Genomic DNA, 15,850 nt, shown 5'->3' on the forward strand with positions numbered 1-15,850 from the left:
TTTCACATGAGGCAACGAACCACGCTTCCCGGACCTATTGACGTGAGGCAACAGGGGGTCTTTCGGTCATTTGCGGCGGCCCGCGGGATCGGTGCGCGTAGTTTCGGGCACCACACGACAGCGCCACATTGCTTGGACACGTTTGTCGCCGGGCACCTGACAGTGCCGCTTAACGACAAGATAGGTGAACATCAGCCGTTCCTGAGGCTCGCGCAGGCCTTGATCGAGTCGTACTCATCGGCTCCACGACCAATGGCCTGGGATCTGCAGACGCAGCGCCTAGTGCGCGATCATGACACCCTGATCCTATGGCCGCACGTTGCTCCCATGCAGCCGCCAAGGTGGTTGCCGCAAAAAAGCGACGTGGGGCAGTAGAGGAACAGGTCGCGGGAGCCGTTAGCCGTGGTCACACCGGCCGGCTCCAAGCGGACAACGACAGCGACCCCCCGGCGGGGCAACGGCGATGGGGACCGTCCTTGCCTTCCCCGGCGAGGTGCCCTTCAAGGGGAACCAGACCAATTCACGCCGAGACGTCTCCTATAAATCGACGGGGCCGCTCAGGTCAGTTCGCGCGCCTGCTCGCGGAGGAAGTCGCGGGCGGGTTTGGGGTTGATTCCCCGCTGGCGGAGGGGCTTGTCGTCCCAGGTGGCCTCCCGGAGGTCCCCGAGCAGCCCGGCGCCGAACAAGGACGAGAGGGCGTCGTTGCGGCGGTTGAGCAGGCGGATCGCAAGGCGGGCGATGGGGCGCGGCATGTGCCGCACCTTCATTTTGTGATGAATGAGCTCCTCGGCGAACGCGATGGCTTCGTTCTTCGTGAGCGACTCTGGGCCGCCGACCTCGATCAGCACTGGCGGATCCGGCTCGAGTGCGACCGCCGAGAGAAGAGCCGCGACGTCATCCGTGGCCACCCAGCGCCTCTTGGTGTCACCCTTGCCGATGACCGCTGCCTTCCCGGCGGCCATGTCGAAACGGGCCATGGGGGCGAGGTGGACTTCTTGAAATGCGTCCGAGCGGACGATGACCGTCTGCATCGCTGAGCTCGTAAGGCGCCTCTCGATCGCCAGCTTGGCGCGATCCAGGGGTGTGCCGATAACCTCGTCGGCTCCGGCGAAGGACATGTAGACGAAGCGGCGAACGCCCGCGGCCTCGGCCACATCCACCAGGGAGCTCATGCCTTGTTCGTCCACGGCCCGGATCGTCGCAGCGCTGGTCCCGGCGAGGCGTCGACCGATCGCCGTCGCTGTGGCGATCACAGTATCGACGCCCTGACATGCAGCTTTGAGGCTGGCAGGTACCGTGAGGTCGCCGCGCACGACTTCCATGCCGAGCTCGCGCAACCCGGTGTCATCGCTCCGCTGCCGCACGAGGCAGCGGACGTCCTGTCCCTCCAGGCGCAGCTGCCTGGCAACGCGGCCGCCGAGATCACCGGTCGCGCCCACGACGAGGATCATGGCCGTGGTCCTGTCGAATCGACGCCGGCGACAGCCCGGACGGCCGTGTTGACGTCCCCGGAAGCGCGCTCGACGGGCTCGAGGTAGAACCGGACGGCGGTGAGCCGGTCCTCGCGCGGGGTGAAGATCGAGACTCCGGCCTGCTCGACGGGCACGCCGTCACGACGTGTACCGCGGGAGGCCCACTCGACCCAGACCTTCCCATCGGGCGCCGTCGCCGCGTCACGGATTTCCAGCGTGAGATCGGGGATTCCCTTGAAGAGGGCGGACCAGTTGGACCGCACTTGAGCTCTGCCGGTGAAGCTGCGGTCGGGGTGGTTGGGGGTGATGTTGATGTAGTCGTCGGCGAACTCGGCGACCATCCCGTCGAGGTCGTGCTGGCCGGCGGCGGCGAACATGCGACGCACGGGCCCGTCGGGAAGGCGGTCCACACCGTCAGGCGTGTCCATGATGATGACTCCTTGGTGCCTCGGGCGTGTGGAGGAGGCTCAGCTCTGCTAGATTTACTTTAAATACAGTTAACTGTATTGATTGGAGTTTAGGACCGATGAGCCACCACGTCAATGCGTCAGACCCTCCCACGCCCGGGCGGCCCTACGACGCGCGACGGCGCCGCGAGCTCGCCGAGGCGTCGCGGCGCCTCGTGCTCGCACGGGCGCGCGAATTGTTCCTCGCGCAGGGTTTCGGGCCCACGACGATAGCGCAGATCGCGCGCGCGGCCGGGGTGTCTCCCGAATCGGTGTACAAGAACTTCGGCGGCAAGCCAGGGCTCGTGCGGGCGATCCAGGAACAAAGCCTCCTCGGCGCGGGTGGGACACCAGCGGAGCAGCGTTCGGATCTTGCGCAGCTGACTGCCACCGATTCGCTAGCACTCATGGAGCGGCTCGGTCGCTTCACTACCGAGGTCGGTCCGCTCGAGGCACCGATCATGCTGCTCATCCGGGACGCGGCGGCCAGCGGCGATGCTGCCATGGCGGACTTGCTGCGCGAGGTCGACGACGCCCGCTACCGGCGGATGCTGCACAACGCGCAACAGATGAAGGCCCGGGGGCTCCTACGTCCAGGCCTCAGCGCCTTGGAGGCCGCGGACGTCATGTTCACCTGCACCACCTCCGAGCTGTACGAGACCCTCGTCATGAAACGGGGATGGTCCGCCGAGCGGTACGGCACCTTCATCGCCAAGACGCTCAGGGCGAACCTGCTCTAGGAACGCTGGCCGTCGTCGTCTGCACGTCGGCGAGGCCCGGGACGGGGGAACGTCGAGGACCGTGCCGTTGCGACTTTCGACGGCAATCCGCGCGCGGAGAGTGGGCAGACACCACCCCAAGGCCGCCCCCTGAAGGACCCACCGAAACGGCGATTCTATGGCCACTCGTCCTCGACCGACGAGGACAGTTCGCGGGGTCTTAGGTACCGTTACGCGCGGCACCCCCGAAAAAGTTCCTGCACTGGGTGAAGATTGAGCCATGGCAAAGCGCGTCCGCGGCCTAACCGCCGTGATCCATAAGCAGACTGGATTCGTGCCAATGTTCCAAAGTGCATCCTCATGAGGCAGATGAGGCTCCGGTACGCCGGAGCGTGCCGGCTGTGCGGCGCCTCTCTTCCGGCCTGGACAGAAGCGATCTATGAGAGCGACACGAAGACCGTCCTCTGCTTGGAATGCGCCACCGAGGCTACGGAACCCATCTCCCCAGACCTGGAACCACCTTATGATGATTCGGTGTCCGCTGAGTCGGGAGTACCCGGGTCGTCCGCCCGACGCGAATATGAGCGCCGTAAGGCGAAGGACGAAGAAAAGCTCCGCGAGAAGTGGGGCCGCTTCGGTGGCCTCGCAGTCGCCCTCTCTGACGAGCGGCGGCACACGAAGTCCTGGGATCGAGGCGCGATCGGTGAGGAACGACTCGGTGCTCGGCTAAACGCCTTGGCAGCCGATGGCCTGGCTGTCCTCCACGACCGGCGCATCCCCGGCTCGAAGGCCAACATCGACCACCTCGCCATTACTCGCGGCGGAATCTGGGTTATCGACGCCAAGCGATACAAGGGACGGCCTGAACTGAAGATCGAAGGTGGCATCCTTCGCCCACGCGTCGAGAAGCTCCTCGTTGGCCGGCGTGATTGCACGAAACTGGTCGATGGGGTGCTCGAACAGGTCGACGTCGTGCGAGACATCGTCGGTGACGTTCCAGTCGTCGGGGCTCTGTGCTTCATCGAAGCAGACTGGCCCGTGATCGGGGGCGCGTTCTCGACTCGGGGCGTCCACGTGCTCTGGCCGAAACGGTTAGCCAAAGCGCTTATGGAGCAGAGAGCCGGCGGCGTTGATGTGCCGTAGACGCGTGAGTCGGTGGCCTCACGGCTCAAGTCTGCGTGACGTCCGGTGTCGACATTCCAAGCTGTTCAGCAGCACGCTCAACGGTCCCCTACCGGGCTACCCTGCGCCAAATAGCACTGCAAAAACGCCGCCATTTACCGCTGTAACTCACAGGCCAACAATATGAGTGCTTTTTCGACTTCTTGGGAGGCATGACGAAAGCAGATCAAGAACGGTCGATTCCGGCATGTAGGGGTTGTAGAGCTGGAGCTCCCCGATAACGGCTTTTACGCTTCCAACGCGCGCTTGAGATTCTGGACAAAGACCTTGTTCCGGCGCGGAACCATAACCGCCATCATCGGGGTCATGAGCATCTTGAGCCCGATGAGTCGCATGTCGACCCCGCGGGTGAACCGCGTGCCCTCTCCGGCCGCCTCGACCGTGTAAGTGATGCGTGGCTGCAGTCCGGCGAAGTCGGCTCGGTATTCCACGCACACGCCGGGCTCGACCTTCAATGCAGTGAACGTGCCGTCGGTCTTGCCCATGAAGGGCTTGAATTTCAGAGCGTACGTCTTACCGACGACCGGAACCGGATCCGTCTCGGGAGGCACCGTGGCTAGGTCAACATGCCAGTTCGGTTCGTTGCGGAGGTCCGCAACGTATCGGAAGACCTGTGCTGCCGGCCGGGCGATGACTACGCTCTCTGCAGATTTGACCATGACTCCTCCTCCGACGGGCGTCGTACTCGAGGCGGAGAAATCTCTCTCCAAGTTGAAGCAACTCCATCGTACGGCTTAGGAGCACGATGGAACATAGGTACGAAAATTGCCCTGTCGGGGCGACGCAGGACTGCTGTCGACATGCGGATCAGGATCGCAAAGGCACGTGATTATGCGTACTGAACGGGAAGTCCGGGGACAACCTGTTCCGGCCGAACCATGGCCATCCGGAACGTCGGAACCGGCGGGCCGATGCCACACGCGGTCGTTCAATGGGGTGACACGGCGCGTTTTTCACTGAGTTGAATGCGGCCACGTTCTGTAATGAAGCCGGGGCCAGAGTAGAGCTCGGGGCCGCCCGGTAGAGGACTCTAAAACGGACACTACCTCCGATGCTGGGTTCTACTGGCCAGGGGTGAGGGGGCGGGAGTTCCGGGGTGCTTTGCCCGTTGAGGTGTATCCGCAGTTGCTGCACACGGTCGTCAGTTTTCTGGAGGTGGTGAGGACGGGGACGAAGAAGAGCGTGAGTTTGGTGGTTCGTTCTTCGAGGTGGTGGTGCACGAATTGGCCGCAGTGCTGGCATGTGGCGGTCCGTCCTGGTAACTCGCGGGGCCTGGTGATAAGTCCGAAGAGGAGGAACATGGGTGTGACCTTTCGATGTTGCGGTCTGGCTGGTTTTCGTTCGGTTCGGGAGATTTGATCGGTGAGTCCGCGCGGGAGGATGCTGATGCCTTGGCCCAGTTCCCGGGCGTCGTCGTAGTCGGCCAGGGCCGGACCCCGGGCCCGGAGCGCAGCCCCCCAAGATACTAAGCATACTTGCTAACTCGATGGTCTACATGTACTGTCTACGTTGTAGAGAAGATGTTTTCTCGGTTTTTGAAACGGGACCCTGAGCGCACGGCCGCCCAAGGCCCCTCACACCACTACAGGAGTCGTCGGGGACGACAAGAGCAATAACGGCGTAGACCTCTTCAACGCCCACGACGCCATGCAAATGATCACCTGGCTGACCGTTGGTCTTATGGTCGCCCGCGGGTTGGGGAAGGCCGGCAACCGGAGCCACAACTACAACTAAAACTCAAGGCGTGCGGCGGCGATGCCACCGGGCCATGACTGATCCTGGCGCGGCCTCGAAAGAGGCTCCGCCATGATTTTCTTGTCCGGGCCGCAACCTCTCAAGGCACGGTTTTTCTTGGTCGCGTCCGAAGATAGTCCCGTGCGTCCAGCCGGTCAGGACCTTCATCAGAGGAGAGGTTGCCGTGCTCCCGTGTCGAACCCGATCGGCGGCAACGCGGGTCCCCCGGTTCAGTCCGATTGTTTCGGTCGCCACACGCCGAAGCGGTTCCCCTGCGGGTCCAGGATGTGCGCGAACTCGATGGTGCCGTTGTCGACGAATGGGACGGCGATGCTCGCACCGAGCGATTCGGCTTGGGTGATCGCAGCCTTCACATCATCGACCTGTACGTAGAAGATCGCCCATGAGTTTCCTCCCAGCGACGTGGTATCCCACAGACCACCCTTGTAGCCGTTCACCATCCGGTAGCCGACCGGCGAGGGCTCACCGAAGGTCCAGTCAAATAGTGAGCCGTAGAAGCTCCGTGCGGCATCCGGGTCGGCCGAGCCGACCTCGAAGTAGTTCACTATGGCAGCCATCGCCGTCTCCTTTCCATGTTGGTAACAAAGAAGCGAGCCAGCCGTGTAGCTCCGTCAACAGACGCGTCCGGCATCGGTTCTGGGGACACTACGCCACGGTCCACAAGAAAGCTACGCGCAGGCATCGTGATTCTCCCGAGTAGGCGCGATGCTCACCGGGATGCCCGAGTAGCCGCTATCGAGGAGTCATCTGATATTGTCCCGCGGGTGGCGCGTCCCCCTTGTCGGTAGCCGCTGGCGGGATCCGGTTGCGGGCACCGTCATCGCCGTCGGTGCTTAAGGCTTCGCAGAGGGCGCGCTTAGACAAGTTCTCCAGCGATGAGGCAGCTCGCCCGTGTGAAGCATTCAATTGATGATTTCGCCTCGCTCGCTGGAGAGCAGCCCCGATAGCCGTTCCCGCCACGTCTGCAGCTGTTCGGGTGTCAGCCGGGCCCACTCGGTGATCTCGCCGCAAATTAGCAACGGGTGTCTGCTCCGGTACGACCGGGTGGGGTTACCGGGGAACTTCTTGTCGGTCACGTTCGGGTCGTCCTCGAAGGCTCCGGTGGGCTCGACAACGTACACCCGTGGAGTCACCGCGCCCCCTGCCAGTTCCGCGGCGATTTCTGCTGCGAGGCCGGCTCCGTCGGCGAGAGCAGTGAAGTAGATATGGTTCATCACGATCTCGGGGCGGTAGTTCGATCGGTTGCCCGCTGTGAGCAACTCTCCCACCTTCAAATCCGCGACCGTGCCATGGAAAAATGGGCCCTCTTCGAGTGGTCTGGACACCTGGACTCCTTCTATCGGCTTACTCGGCCCCGCGATTGTTCCACGTCAGCAGGGCCTTGCCGCAAGTCCCCCTTGGCGCTTTATCCTGAGAGTAGTAGTGGAGGTAAAACTGCACTGCACCAGTCCTCAGAAAGTGTCGCTACGTGCGGTGAGGGACGCCCTGTCGGCTTGGCGCAGAGACACGAACGCGGACGGACGCTCGGGTAAGGGATCGTCTTACGGGGTTGCCCGCATCTACTCTCCCGGGCGCTCACGGTCTGGTTCCGACGTAAGATCCGCTTCTGGCACTCCCCCGCCCCGCGTGTCCCTGGACCCGACGCCGCCCGGTCCTGTCTAGGGTTCAAGCATGGAAAGGGACGAGTTCGGGGAACTTCAAGGGCAGAGCTCGATCAACGAACTGCTCGAGGAGCCCGTCGGCAACACCCCCGTCCAGCTGGCGCTGCCCATTCTGATCCAGGTGAAGCCCGGCCACTTCCAGCGCCTGTCCTGAACCCCACCGGCGGCGAAGCTCCTGTGCATACCGGTCCCAGGCCAGCTCCTGATCCCTTGGATCGCAGTTGGGGCAGCCGCTCCCCGTCGACACTGGTCGCTTCGGTCCTGTGCCCGGAGCGGGTGCCGCGCTCTCGAGCTCAGTTGAACCCGGTGGTAATCAGGGCCTCCCCCTATGGCCTGTCTTGGGAAGGGCTGTGAGACCAATGGCGCGCCTCCCAGATCAAAGCGTGGAGCGTCAGTGCAGTCACCATGGCCAACGCTGCACCTGTGAGGAAGAACGGAGTGAACTGCCCGAGGTAGAAGTACCACGGCGGCGGAAGTTCCTGCTGGAAAGCGCTGGAGTAGCCGGCAAAAGATGAGTAAGCCATGGATCCGTAGGCACCTACGCAGCCAACCGAGCCTAAGATCACGGCTACAACCCACAGGACCACGACGAAGGGGTTGACCCTCGGCCGGTGCCCGGATGCTATCGCCGGGGTCTCTGCTGAACCCCGTTCCCTGACTTCCCGGACCTCGACCCGCTCGATCCCCTCGCGGGCGGGTACGCCGTCGAATTCATTCTCCATGACCCGTTCCTCTTGAACACCGTGCCACCTGCGGTCACGCGTCGTACGCGCTATGCCTGGACATCGCCCGCCTCTTTCTGCCCGTCGTGTCCATCGTGCCAGAGAGGGATACGACCGCTAAGGCACAGCGTTGAACAAGGAGGCCGTCGCGCCCGGACATATTTCTATCGGCCCGGGGCGGAGGGCTCCGCAGGGCTGTCCCCCGTATCCTCTGTGCCTTGGGCGACGGCTTCGGGCTCTTCCTCCGGCTCGAAGGTGTTCAGCTCCGTGCCCGCACCCAAGCGCACACCGCTTGCCGGGTCCGCAGCGATGCCATCTCGCCCCAAACCATCGGGACCGGCATCCCCGCTCTTGGCGGGATCTTGTTCACTACTGTCTGCCGTCATGGTCGCCTCCAGGATCAAACAGCTGCCGACGGGCCCACCGTAACACTCAGATTCGGGCAGAGTATGCACGCTGCATGTTTCGCCTTGGGCACGGCAAACACCACATCCTGAACGCGTTCGGGTCAGGCAACTGCTTTCTCGACAAGGCTGCGGATCTTTGCCTCCGTCGCGGCATCCAGCGAGGTGATGTTCCACGCGACCGGGTGCATGTGTACACCCTCCTCGAAGGCAGGGTTCACAACCTCACCGAAGCCGAACGCGATAAAGTCCTTATCCGGTTTGATGTAGCAGACGTCCTTTCCGTCCTTCACGTAGAAAGGTAGCCCCCAGCGGACGATCGGCTCTAACGAGGGCGCGGCCTCCCGGATGATGCTATGGAGGCGTTCGCCTATCTCGCGGTACTGCGCCGGGGCTTCACCGAGTTTGGCGAGGACGGCCGCGTCACCCTTTTTCGTGAACATCGTGGTCAGGTCTCCTTCATGTAGTCCCTCGGCAATTGTTATAGCCGGCTCCGGCTACCGCACTCATGACGTGATCGTACGCCCGTCTCGGGTACCCTACCGGCCTCAACCGTCCCATCATGGCCTTGAAAACGCCCCGAACTTGCCTACTGAGACAGCTCACGCTGAGGCGCCTTAACGAGACACTGCGAGCTGCGTGATCCCACGGTCAAACAGCACCAGCCCCTCGCTAGGATCACTCCGTCCGGCTACCGGGCCGAGACCAAACTCGTGCGCCCGGACGCCCACGGCTGGCGACCGGTCCCGCCTCTCCGAGCGGCTGCGCCTCATCGACGCCACCTGGTAGCAAACTTCACGCCCGGAAGGCTTGCCGCACCTCGGACCCGCCCACCGTCCTGTCGCCTCAACTGCCGACGCCGCAGGCGCGTCTTCCAGCGAACCGGGGAGCGCTGCTCTGTGTGACTGTAGGGTGGCGGCATGCGCAGTCCTTTCGTAGCTCGTATCGGTCTTGCCTTGGTTGCTGCTCTCTCGCTCACGATCGCTGGTCACGGTGGTAACGCCGCCGTGGCAGCACCGGAGGAGAGCTACCGGATCCAGGTTGGAAGCCACGCGTTGTCGACGGCCTACGACCCGGCGAGCCGGACCCTCTATGTGGGGGCAGACGGAGCCATCTCGATGTTCAAGGACGGTGTCCTGACCGGCAAAATCCCCGTCGGCGAAGTCTCCATGGCCGCCGACCCGGTAACCCACGCCGTGTACGCAGTCGATTCGTCGAACAACACGGTCTTGGTCATCAAAGGAACCACGGTGACAACCACGATCCCCATGCCTGATCAGCCGCAGGCTCTCGCTATTGACCCCGGCACCGGGAAGGTCTACGTCGCCACCTCAATGGCCGGAGTTACGGTCATCCAGGGCGACAAGGTCACCAAGACGATCGTCTTGAAGGACGAAGGATACGTGTGGTCAATCGCGGTGGACACGTCCACGCACAAAGTGTATGCCGGCAACTACAGCAAAAGTACTCTGTCAGTCATCGTCGACGACGTCGAAGTCCAGACTGTCGGCGCAGCAGGCGGCTGGTCAATCGCTGTCGACTCCGTAACCCATGACGTCTACGTTCCGGGCGAGTTCGATAAAAAAGTCCTGGTCATCAACGGCGGAGCTGTGGTGCGAACAATCAACGTTCCTTTTCCGCGCGACGTCGTCGTGGATTCGGTGACTCATACCGCTTATGTGACAAGCCCGGGCCTTCACACGGTGTCCGTCATCCATGGCAGCACAGTCACCGATACCATCCCGGTTCACGATCCCGGCCGGCCCGTGGTGGACCAGACAGGACACACGCTCTATGTGCCCTCCTCCGACGGTTCGGTCTCCGTAATCCGGGATCCGTCCAACCGGGACTTCACCTCCGACGGCCGCACCGATGTCGTGGCCCGCGACGGAAGCGGGGCACTCTGGCTCTACCCCGGCAACGGCGCCAACGGCTGGCTTCCACGGGTCCAGGTGGGACAAGGCTGGCAGGGCATGACCGCGATCACCGGCCCCGGTGACTTCGACAGTGACGGCTTTCCCGACCTCCTCGCACGTGACACTGCAGGAGTTCTGTGGCTCTACCCAGGCGATGGAAGCGGCGGATGGTTGCCGAAGGTCCACGTCGGGCAGGGCTGGCAAGGCATGACGGCAATCCTTGGCGCCGGGGACCTGAACGGGGACGGGCATCCCGACGTCCTGGCCCGGGATGCTGCAGGTCTGTTGTGGGTCTACCCCAGCGATGGTTCCACCGGCTGGCTTCCACGGGTCCAGTCCGGACAGGGGTGGAATGTCATGGACGCACTCGTGACCCCCGGCGACTTCAACGGCGACGGCCGCGCCGATCTGCTCGCCCGGGACGCCGCCGGGAACCTCTGGCTCTACCCCGGAAACGGACACAACGGCTGGCTGTCCCGCGTCCAGGTCGGCCAAGGCTGGAACATCATGACGGCTGTTGCCTGAATCCGCCGACCCGCGATGGAGTTGTTCTTCTCGTTGCTGCAGCAGAACGTTCTGGACCGTCAACGGTGGCTCACGCGGCAGGACGTTCGGCAGGCCATCACGACCTGGATCGAACGGCCTACCACTGCCGTCGAGGGCCAAGACGGTTGGGAAAACTCACGCCCATCGAATATGAATCAGCCGGACCGCGCTCACAGCGGCCGAAGACCCCCTAAGTCAACTAAAGCGGGGGCAGTCCCCTTTCCCCGCCGATCAAGTGGGCGCAGATAGGCCGTAGCTTCAGGAACCCGCTACGGCCTACGGTTGCCGGGTCGGTGACTGTTGATCATATGCGTTGGAGGATGGTGGCGGATATTTCTTCTACAGACATGGATGCGGAGTTCACATAGGGGATGTTGTTGGTCCGGTACATGTCTTCGGCGTTACGGAGTTCAAAGGTGCATTGGTTCAGTGATGCGTAGTTACTCCCGGGGCGGCGTTCCTGCCGGATCTGGCTGAGCCTGACGGGCTGGGACGTGAGGCCGAAGCACTTGCTGGCGAATGGCAGCAAGGGCTTGGGCAGGGTCATGGTGTCGAAGTCTTCTTCAACGAGGGGGAAGTTCGCGGCAAGGATGCCGTGTTGGAGTGCCAGGTACATGGTGGTGGGTGTTTTGCCGCAGCGTGAGGGGGCGATGAGGATCAGTTCGGCGCGTTCGAGCGCGCGGAGGGATTGGCCGTCGTCGTGTTCGATCGCGTACTCGACGGCGGCCATGCGTAGCTGGTAGCGCACCGCGTCGCCGACGCCGTGGGCCTGACCGGGCTTGCCATTGGCCGTGCTTCCGAGGGTCTGCTCGAGTTTTCCTATGTGCGCATCGAAAAGGTCGAAGAACTGCCCCTGGCTTTGGGACAGGACAGCGCGGATGTCTTGGCTAACGGTGGTGGAGAAGATGATGGGCTGCGGACCCGCCGCTGCGACCCTGTCGATCAGCGCGACGACGTCGCGGGCTTGCTCCGCGGTGGTGATGAACGGAATGGTTCGTCGTTCCAACCGATGGCCGGGGAACTGGGTCAGCAGCGTGTTCCCAAGGGTTTCGGCAGTGATCCCTGTGCTGTCCGAGAGGAAAAAGACCGTGGGGGCGGGCAGGGTGCCCGCCCCCACGGTGTGGTGTTCTGCCATTTAGACGGCGCTGTTGGTGCGGGACAGGCGCAGCCAGGTTTCGGTCACGGCGTCCGGGTTCAGCGAGATCGAGCTGATCCCCTGTGCGAGCAGCCACTCGGCGAAGTCCGGGTGGTCGCTCGGGCCCTGGCCGCAGATCCCAACGTAGCGGCCCTTGGCCCGGCAGGCCGCGATTGCCATCTCCAGGAGTTTGGTCACGGCCGGGTTCCGTTCATCGAAGCCCTCCGCAACGAGAGCGGAGTCGCGGTCCAAGCCCAGAGTCAGTTGGGTCAGGTCGTTCGAACCGATAGAGAACCCGTCGAAGTACTCCAGGAACTCATCGGCAAGCAGCGCGTTGGCCGGCAGCTCGCACATCATCACGATCTCCAGTCCGTTCTCGCCGCGGCTTAGCCCGTTGGCAGCGAGCAACTCGGTAACGCCCTTCGCTTCCTCTAGGGTCCGCACGAACGGGACCATGAGCTTGATATTGTTCAGCCCCATCTCGTTGCGCACATACTTCAAGGCCTCGCACTCAAGCTCAAACGCCTGCCGGAAGGACGCCGAAAGATACCGGGACGCGCCCCGGAACCCGATCATCGGGTTCTCCTCCTCCGGTTCGAACGCCGGACCGCCCAGAAGGTTGGCGTACTCATTGGACTTGAAGTCAGAGAGCCGAATGATCACCGGTTCCGGGGCGAACGCCGCGGCGATGGTCGAGATGCCCTCGGCCAGACGCCGGATGTAGTAGTCCCGAGGTCCATCGTAGGCAGCAGTTTTCTCCTGGATCTGCCGGACCGTGTAATCATCGAGCGTCGACGGACGCTCGATCTCCCCGCCCACGGCCAACAGGGCGTTGGGGTGGACGCCGATTTGCCGGTTGATGATGAACTCCAGCCGCGCCAAACCAACACCGTGGTTAGGGAGCTTGGCGAAGCTGAAGGCCTGTTCCGGGGTGCCGACGTTCATCATGATCTTCACCGGGGCTTCGGGCATGGTCTCCAGGCTGGTCTCCTGCAGCGTGTACTCCAGCAACCCCTCGTACACCAGCCCGGCCTCACCCTCGGCGCATGAGACCGTTACGGGGACGCCGTCCTTGAGGATCTGGGACGCGTAACCGGTACCGACAACAGCCGGGATGCCCAGTTCGCGGGCAATGATCGCGGCATGGCAGGTCCGCCCACCACGGTCGGTGACGATCGCGGCGGCCTTCTTCATGATCGGTTCCCAGTCCGGGTCCGTCATGTTTGCTACCAGAACATCGCCCTCCTGGAAGGAGGCCATCTGGTCAATTGAAGACAGCACCCGCACCTGCCCGGCACCGATGCGCTGACCGATAGCGCGGCCCTCCACCAACACTGTCGAACGCTCGGTGAGCGTGTACCGCGAAGTAACGCCAGCGGCTTTACGCGACTCCACCGTTTCCGGGCGGGCCTGCAGAATGTACAGCTCCCCGTCGAGTCCGTCCTTGCCCCACTCAATATCCATCGGCCGGCCGTAATGAGCCTCGATAGCCACCGCGTGGCGGGCGAGCTGCTCAACCTCGGCATCCGTCAGGCTGAACCGGGCCCTCAGGTCCTGCGGAACGGGTACGAAATCCACCGTCCGGCCAACCTCGGAAGAGTCCGTGTACACCATCTGCACGGCCTTCTCCCCCAAACCGCGCTTAAGCACCGCCGGGCGCCCCGCCGCCAACGCCGGCTTGTAGACGTAGAACTCATCAGGGTTCACAGCGCCCTGTACCACTGCTTCCCCCAACCCATAGGACGAGGTGATGAAGACAGCGTCGGTAAACCCGGTTTCAGTGTCCATAGTGAACATCACGCCGGAAGCGCCGACGTCGGAACGCACCATCCGCTGAATACCAGCCGAAAGCGCGACCTCCGAATGGGTGAAGCCGTGATGCACCCGGTAAGCAATAGCCCGGTCGTTGTACAGGGACGCGAAAACGTCCTTGATCGCGTGCAGAATGTTCTCGATACCGCTGATGTTCAGGAACGTTTCCTGCTGCCCCGCGAAGGAAGCATCCGGCAGGTCCTCAGCAGTCGCGCTCGAACGCACAGCCCACGACACATCCCCGCCATGCTCCTCCGTCAACCGCTGATACGCAGACCGGATGTCCTCCTCGAAACCGGCCGGGAACGGTGTAGCACGGATCAGATCCCGAATCTGCCCGCCGACCTTGGCCAAAGCGGCCACGTCGCCGCTGTCCAAGCCCTCAAGGACGGCTTCAATCTGTGTATCAAGGCTGGACTCCGCCAGAAAACGCCGGTAAGCGTCCGCCGTCGTCGCGAAACCGCCCGGAACCTTAACCCCCGCAGAGGCAAGATTCCGGACCATTTCCCCAAGCGATGCATTCTTGCCGCCAACCTGATCAAGGTCCGACAAGCCAAGCTCAGAAAACCAAAGAACGTTAGTCATAAAATGTGTCCTCCATTGGGCACGCTCTGACAAGCGAAAAAAACTAGGTCATGCAAGGATCAACGTTCCAGCTTTTGGAAGCAATTAAATGTGATGGGCGCAACACCCAACTGGGGTAACGAACGGTCACCAAGCACGTCGACAGAGGCACGGAATGACGCACGCCGCTCTCATCCTCCGAGGCAGGACAACCAGATGTCGAACTCAGAAGACAAACTCGTACCTGTTAGTAGAGCTAGACCCCAACCTGACGTCATATGCGCTCCAAAATGGCGTCAAGTCGGGGCTCATTTCGCCGAATATCGGCGGTCACACCCAAGGTCTTAGGCCCTAAGCTGACAATTCGTTCCGGCTCAAGCCAGCCAGAGCGTCACAACTCATCATCGCCGGGACACAGCTGCTAATTCGGAAAGACTGAGCACCCATGCACCGGCGCCTTTACGGCTACTCATGTCGGCGATGACGGCACTCGGCATGGACAGCTGCAAGGAAGAAGGCGAGCCAACCACGGTCACCACCAAAGCAGACTTGCGTGTGCACACTGTAGACACCCCTTATGGCCGGACCAAGCCACCTTCGGCGCCGGGGTACGCACCGAAAACGTTCTATCCGGGACCTGCAGAACGGAAAGCCTCCCAGGTCATGTCGCACTACTTCCCCCGCCCCATGAAGAGGTGTAGGCCAACCAGGGCGAACCAAGAGAGGAACATATAACCCCAGTTCACAGCACGCGGAGGGCCCGCCAGCGAAGGCGCCAAACCCGCTCCCACCCAAACTGAACGGGCCTCACCCGGCGGCCAGGCACCAGCCGGGACGACCAGTCAGAGGCACTTGTCAAGCTTTGTACGCACATTAAAGCAAAACCCCCTCTGACGAGGGGGTATGCCGTGCCCGAGGTGGGACTCGAACGCGATTCCCAGCCTTGTCATTGCTGGGAAGTCGCGGAAACCTGCGGAATCCGAGGCAATCCCCCGGGTGTACGGTAAAGTCCGGGGCGGAAAGTGTGGACATTGTCCACACTTTGTTTTTGGCCTCGAGGTTGGCTGTCACGACAACGTCTGAGGCGGAGGGAATACAGCTCATTCCGCTCGAGGAGGCAAGTACACCTTTGTTGCCGGAACCTTTGTTGCCGGAAGTGGCGGTTAGAGCCGAGCACGACATCGTCATCAGATTACCTCCTTTCACAAATTCATAGCCGTCCCGCCATCTGGCAACATGACTCGTACAGACATCTTGGACAGGACGCCCGCAGGGAGCACTGGACGGCCATCCTTCCGTTGTTCAAAGTGGGACAAGGCAAGCAACCAACAAACCCCTTTGCGTTGGATTCGGGCGCGAAAGCCAGGAGAAACCGTCAACGACTGCGATGCGTGCACTGCCACCCGATCACGGATCCGGGTCTGCTGCACGGATAGGTGACATCTGTTGTGCCTAGTCAACGGGACTGGGCTGGAAGGATGTCTACTATGACCAAGCCGTACCCGAAGGAATTCCG

15 protein-coding genes and 1 pseudogene are annotated in these 15,850 nt (G+C 62.5%); 5 read left to right on the forward strand and 11 right to left on the reverse strand.

What is annotated here, in order from left to right:
* Window positions 1-557: 557 nt before the first annotated feature.
* Window positions 558-1,451 (reverse strand): SDR family oxidoreductase, encoded by an 894-nt coding sequence (locus QRN42_RS17870; protein ID WP_284980453.1) that lies wholly within the window; start codon window positions 1,449-1,451, stop codon window positions 558-560.
* Window positions 1,448-1,900, reverse strand: coding sequence for a nuclear transport factor 2 family protein (locus QRN42_RS17875; protein WP_284974928.1), 453 nt, complete (start codon window positions 1,898-1,900; stop codon window positions 1,448-1,450). Before QRN42_RS17875 ends, QRN42_RS17870 begins: the two co-directional genes overlap by 4 nt.
* A 98-nt stretch (window positions 1,901-1,998) precedes the next feature.
* Here QRN42_RS17875 and QRN42_RS17880 point away from each other — a divergent pair, with 98 nt between their 5' ends.
* Window positions 1,999-2,658, forward strand: a complete 660-nt coding sequence (locus tag QRN42_RS17880; protein WP_284980454.1) for a TetR/AcrR family transcriptional regulator — start codon at window positions 1,999-2,001, stop codon at window positions 2,656-2,658.
* A 513-nt stretch (window positions 2,659-3,171) separates the two neighbouring features.
* On the forward strand, window positions 3,172-3,780 hold the full coding sequence (locus QRN42_RS17885; RefSeq protein WP_284980455.1) for a nuclease-related domain-containing protein: 609 nt from the start codon (window positions 3,172-3,174) through the stop codon (window positions 3,778-3,780).
* A gap of 266 nt (window positions 3,781-4,046) precedes the next feature.
* Here the strand turns inward: QRN42_RS17885 and QRN42_RS17890 are convergent, their stop codons facing one another.
* The 4 genes from QRN42_RS17890 to arr form a co-directional block, all read right to left on the reverse strand.
* On the reverse strand, window positions 4,047-4,478 hold the full coding sequence (locus QRN42_RS17890) for an SRPBCC family protein (RefSeq protein ID WP_284980456.1): 432 nt from the start codon (window positions 4,476-4,478) through the stop codon (window positions 4,047-4,049).
* Between the two features lie 402 nt (window positions 4,479-4,880).
* Complete coding sequence (locus QRN42_RS17895; protein WP_284980457.1) at window positions 4,881-5,120, reverse strand: zinc-ribbon domain-containing protein; 240 nt, start codon at window positions 5,118-5,120, stop codon at window positions 4,881-4,883.
* Window positions 5,121-5,783: 663 nt separating this feature from the next.
* Entirely contained in the window at window positions 5,784-6,131 is a 348-nt protein-coding gene (locus QRN42_RS17900; protein ID WP_284980458.1) for a VOC family protein, read from the reverse strand.
* A 345-nt stretch (window positions 6,132-6,476) separates the two neighbouring features.
* Window positions 6,477-6,899 carry an NAD(+)--rifampin ADP-ribosyltransferase gene (arr, locus tag QRN42_RS17905; protein WP_284980459.1) on the reverse strand — a complete coding sequence of 141 codons (423 nt, stop codon included), beginning with the start codon at window positions 6,897-6,899 and terminating at the stop codon, window positions 6,477-6,479.
* A 346-nt stretch (window positions 6,900-7,245) separates the two neighbouring features.
* On the opposite strand from arr, the gene QRN42_RS17910 reads away from it, so the two are divergent.
* Entirely contained in the window at window positions 7,246-7,389 is a 144-nt protein-coding gene (locus QRN42_RS17910; protein ID WP_284980460.1) for a hypothetical protein, read from the forward strand.
* Between the two features lie 172 nt (window positions 7,390-7,561).
* On the opposite strand, the gene QRN42_RS17915 is transcribed toward QRN42_RS17910, so the two are convergent.
* From QRN42_RS17915 to QRN42_RS17925, 3 genes are all read right to left on the reverse strand, one after another.
* Entirely contained in the window at window positions 7,562-7,957 is a 396-nt protein-coding gene (locus QRN42_RS17915) for a hypothetical protein (RefSeq protein ID WP_284980461.1), read from the reverse strand.
* A 164-nt stretch (window positions 7,958-8,121) separates the two neighbouring features.
* A complete protein-coding gene (locus QRN42_RS17920) occupies window positions 8,122-8,343 on the reverse strand; it encodes a hypothetical protein (RefSeq protein WP_284980462.1) in 222 nt (73 codons plus the stop codon).
* Between the two features lie 122 nt (window positions 8,344-8,465).
* Window positions 8,466-8,804 carry a DUF1801 domain-containing protein gene (locus QRN42_RS17925; RefSeq protein WP_284980463.1) on the reverse strand — a complete coding sequence of 113 codons (339 nt, stop codon included), beginning with the start codon at window positions 8,802-8,804 and terminating at the stop codon, window positions 8,466-8,468.
* 477 nt (window positions 8,805-9,281) lie between these two features.
* Here QRN42_RS17925 and QRN42_RS17930 point away from each other — a divergent pair, with 477 nt between their 5' ends.
* Window positions 9,282-10,802, forward strand: a complete 1,521-nt coding sequence (locus QRN42_RS17930) for an FG-GAP-like repeat-containing protein (RefSeq protein ID WP_284980464.1) — start codon at window positions 9,282-9,284, stop codon at window positions 10,800-10,802.
* A 12-nt stretch (window positions 10,803-10,814) separates the two neighbouring features.
* Window positions 10,815-11,004, forward strand: a pseudogene (locus QRN42_RS17935) (IS3 family transposase); the annotation flags it as partial.
* A 123-nt stretch (window positions 11,005-11,127) separates the two neighbouring features.
* Here QRN42_RS17935 and QRN42_RS17940 read toward each other — a convergent pair.
* Both QRN42_RS17940 and ppsA read right to left on the reverse strand, forming a co-directional pair.
* On the reverse strand, window positions 11,128-11,958 hold the full coding sequence (locus tag QRN42_RS17940) for a pyruvate, water dikinase regulatory protein (RefSeq protein WP_284980465.1): 831 nt from the start codon (window positions 11,956-11,958) through the stop codon (window positions 11,128-11,130).
* The gene (ppsA, locus tag QRN42_RS17945) at window positions 11,959-14,355 is read right to left on the reverse strand and encodes a phosphoenolpyruvate synthase (protein ID WP_284980466.1); all 2,397 of its coding nucleotides are present in this window, start codon (window positions 14,353-14,355) and stop codon (window positions 11,959-11,961) included.
* Window positions 14,356-15,850 lie beyond the last annotated feature (1,495 nt).

The organism is Arthrobacter sp. fls2-241-R2A-200, assembly GCF_030209745.1.
GTDB lineage: Bacteria > Actinomycetota > Actinomycetes > Actinomycetales > Micrococcaceae > Arthrobacter.

What these genes read in the sequence shown, in the direction of transcription:
- QRN42_RS17870 (WP_284980453.1), bottom strand. Translation starts at nt 1,451, where the DNA reads ATGATCCTCGTCGTGGGCGCGACCGGTGATCTCGGCGGCCGCGTTGCC.
- QRN42_RS17875 (WP_284974928.1), bottom strand. Translation starts at nt 1,900, where the DNA reads ATGGACACGCCTGACGGTGTGGACCGCCTTCCCGACGGGCCCGTGCGT.
- QRN42_RS17880 (WP_284980454.1), top strand. Translation starts at nt 1,999, where the DNA reads ATGAGCCACCACGTCAATGCGTCAGACCCTCCCACGCCCGGGCGGCCC.
- QRN42_RS17890 (WP_284980456.1), bottom strand. Translation starts at nt 4,478, where the DNA reads ATGGTCAAATCTGCAGAGAGCGTAGTCATCGCCCGGCCGGCAGCACAG.
- QRN42_RS17895 (WP_284980457.1), bottom strand. Translation starts at nt 5,120, where the DNA reads ATGTTCCTCCTCTTCGGACTTATCACCAGGCCCCGCGAGTTACCAGGA.
- QRN42_RS17900 (WP_284980458.1), bottom strand. Translation starts at nt 6,131, where the DNA reads ATGGCTGCCATAGTGAACTACTTCGAGGTCGGCTCGGCCGACCCGGAT.
- QRN42_RS17910 (WP_284980460.1), top strand. Translation starts at nt 7,246, where the DNA reads ATGGAAAGGGACGAGTTCGGGGAACTTCAAGGGCAGAGCTCGATCAAC.
- QRN42_RS17915 (WP_284980461.1), bottom strand. Translation starts at nt 7,957, where the DNA reads ATGGAGAATGAATTCGACGGCGTACCCGCCCGCGAGGGGATCGAGCGG.
- QRN42_RS17920 (WP_284980462.1), bottom strand. Translation starts at nt 8,343, where the DNA reads ATGACGGCAGACAGTAGTGAACAAGATCCCGCCAAGAGCGGGGATGCC.
- QRN42_RS17925 (WP_284980463.1), bottom strand. Translation starts at nt 8,804, where the DNA reads ATGTTCACGAAAAAGGGTGACGCGGCCGTCCTCGCCAAACTCGGTGAA.
- QRN42_RS17930 (WP_284980464.1), top strand. Translation starts at nt 9,282, where the DNA reads ATGCGCAGTCCTTTCGTAGCTCGTATCGGTCTTGCCTTGGTTGCTGCT.
- QRN42_RS17940 (WP_284980465.1), bottom strand. Translation starts at nt 11,958, where the DNA reads ATGGCAGAACACCACACCGTGGGGGCGGGCACCCTGCCCGCCCCCACG.
- ppsA (WP_284980466.1), bottom strand. Translation starts at nt 14,355, where the DNA reads ATGACTAACGTTCTTTGGTTTTCTGAGCTTGGCTTGTCGGACCTTGAT.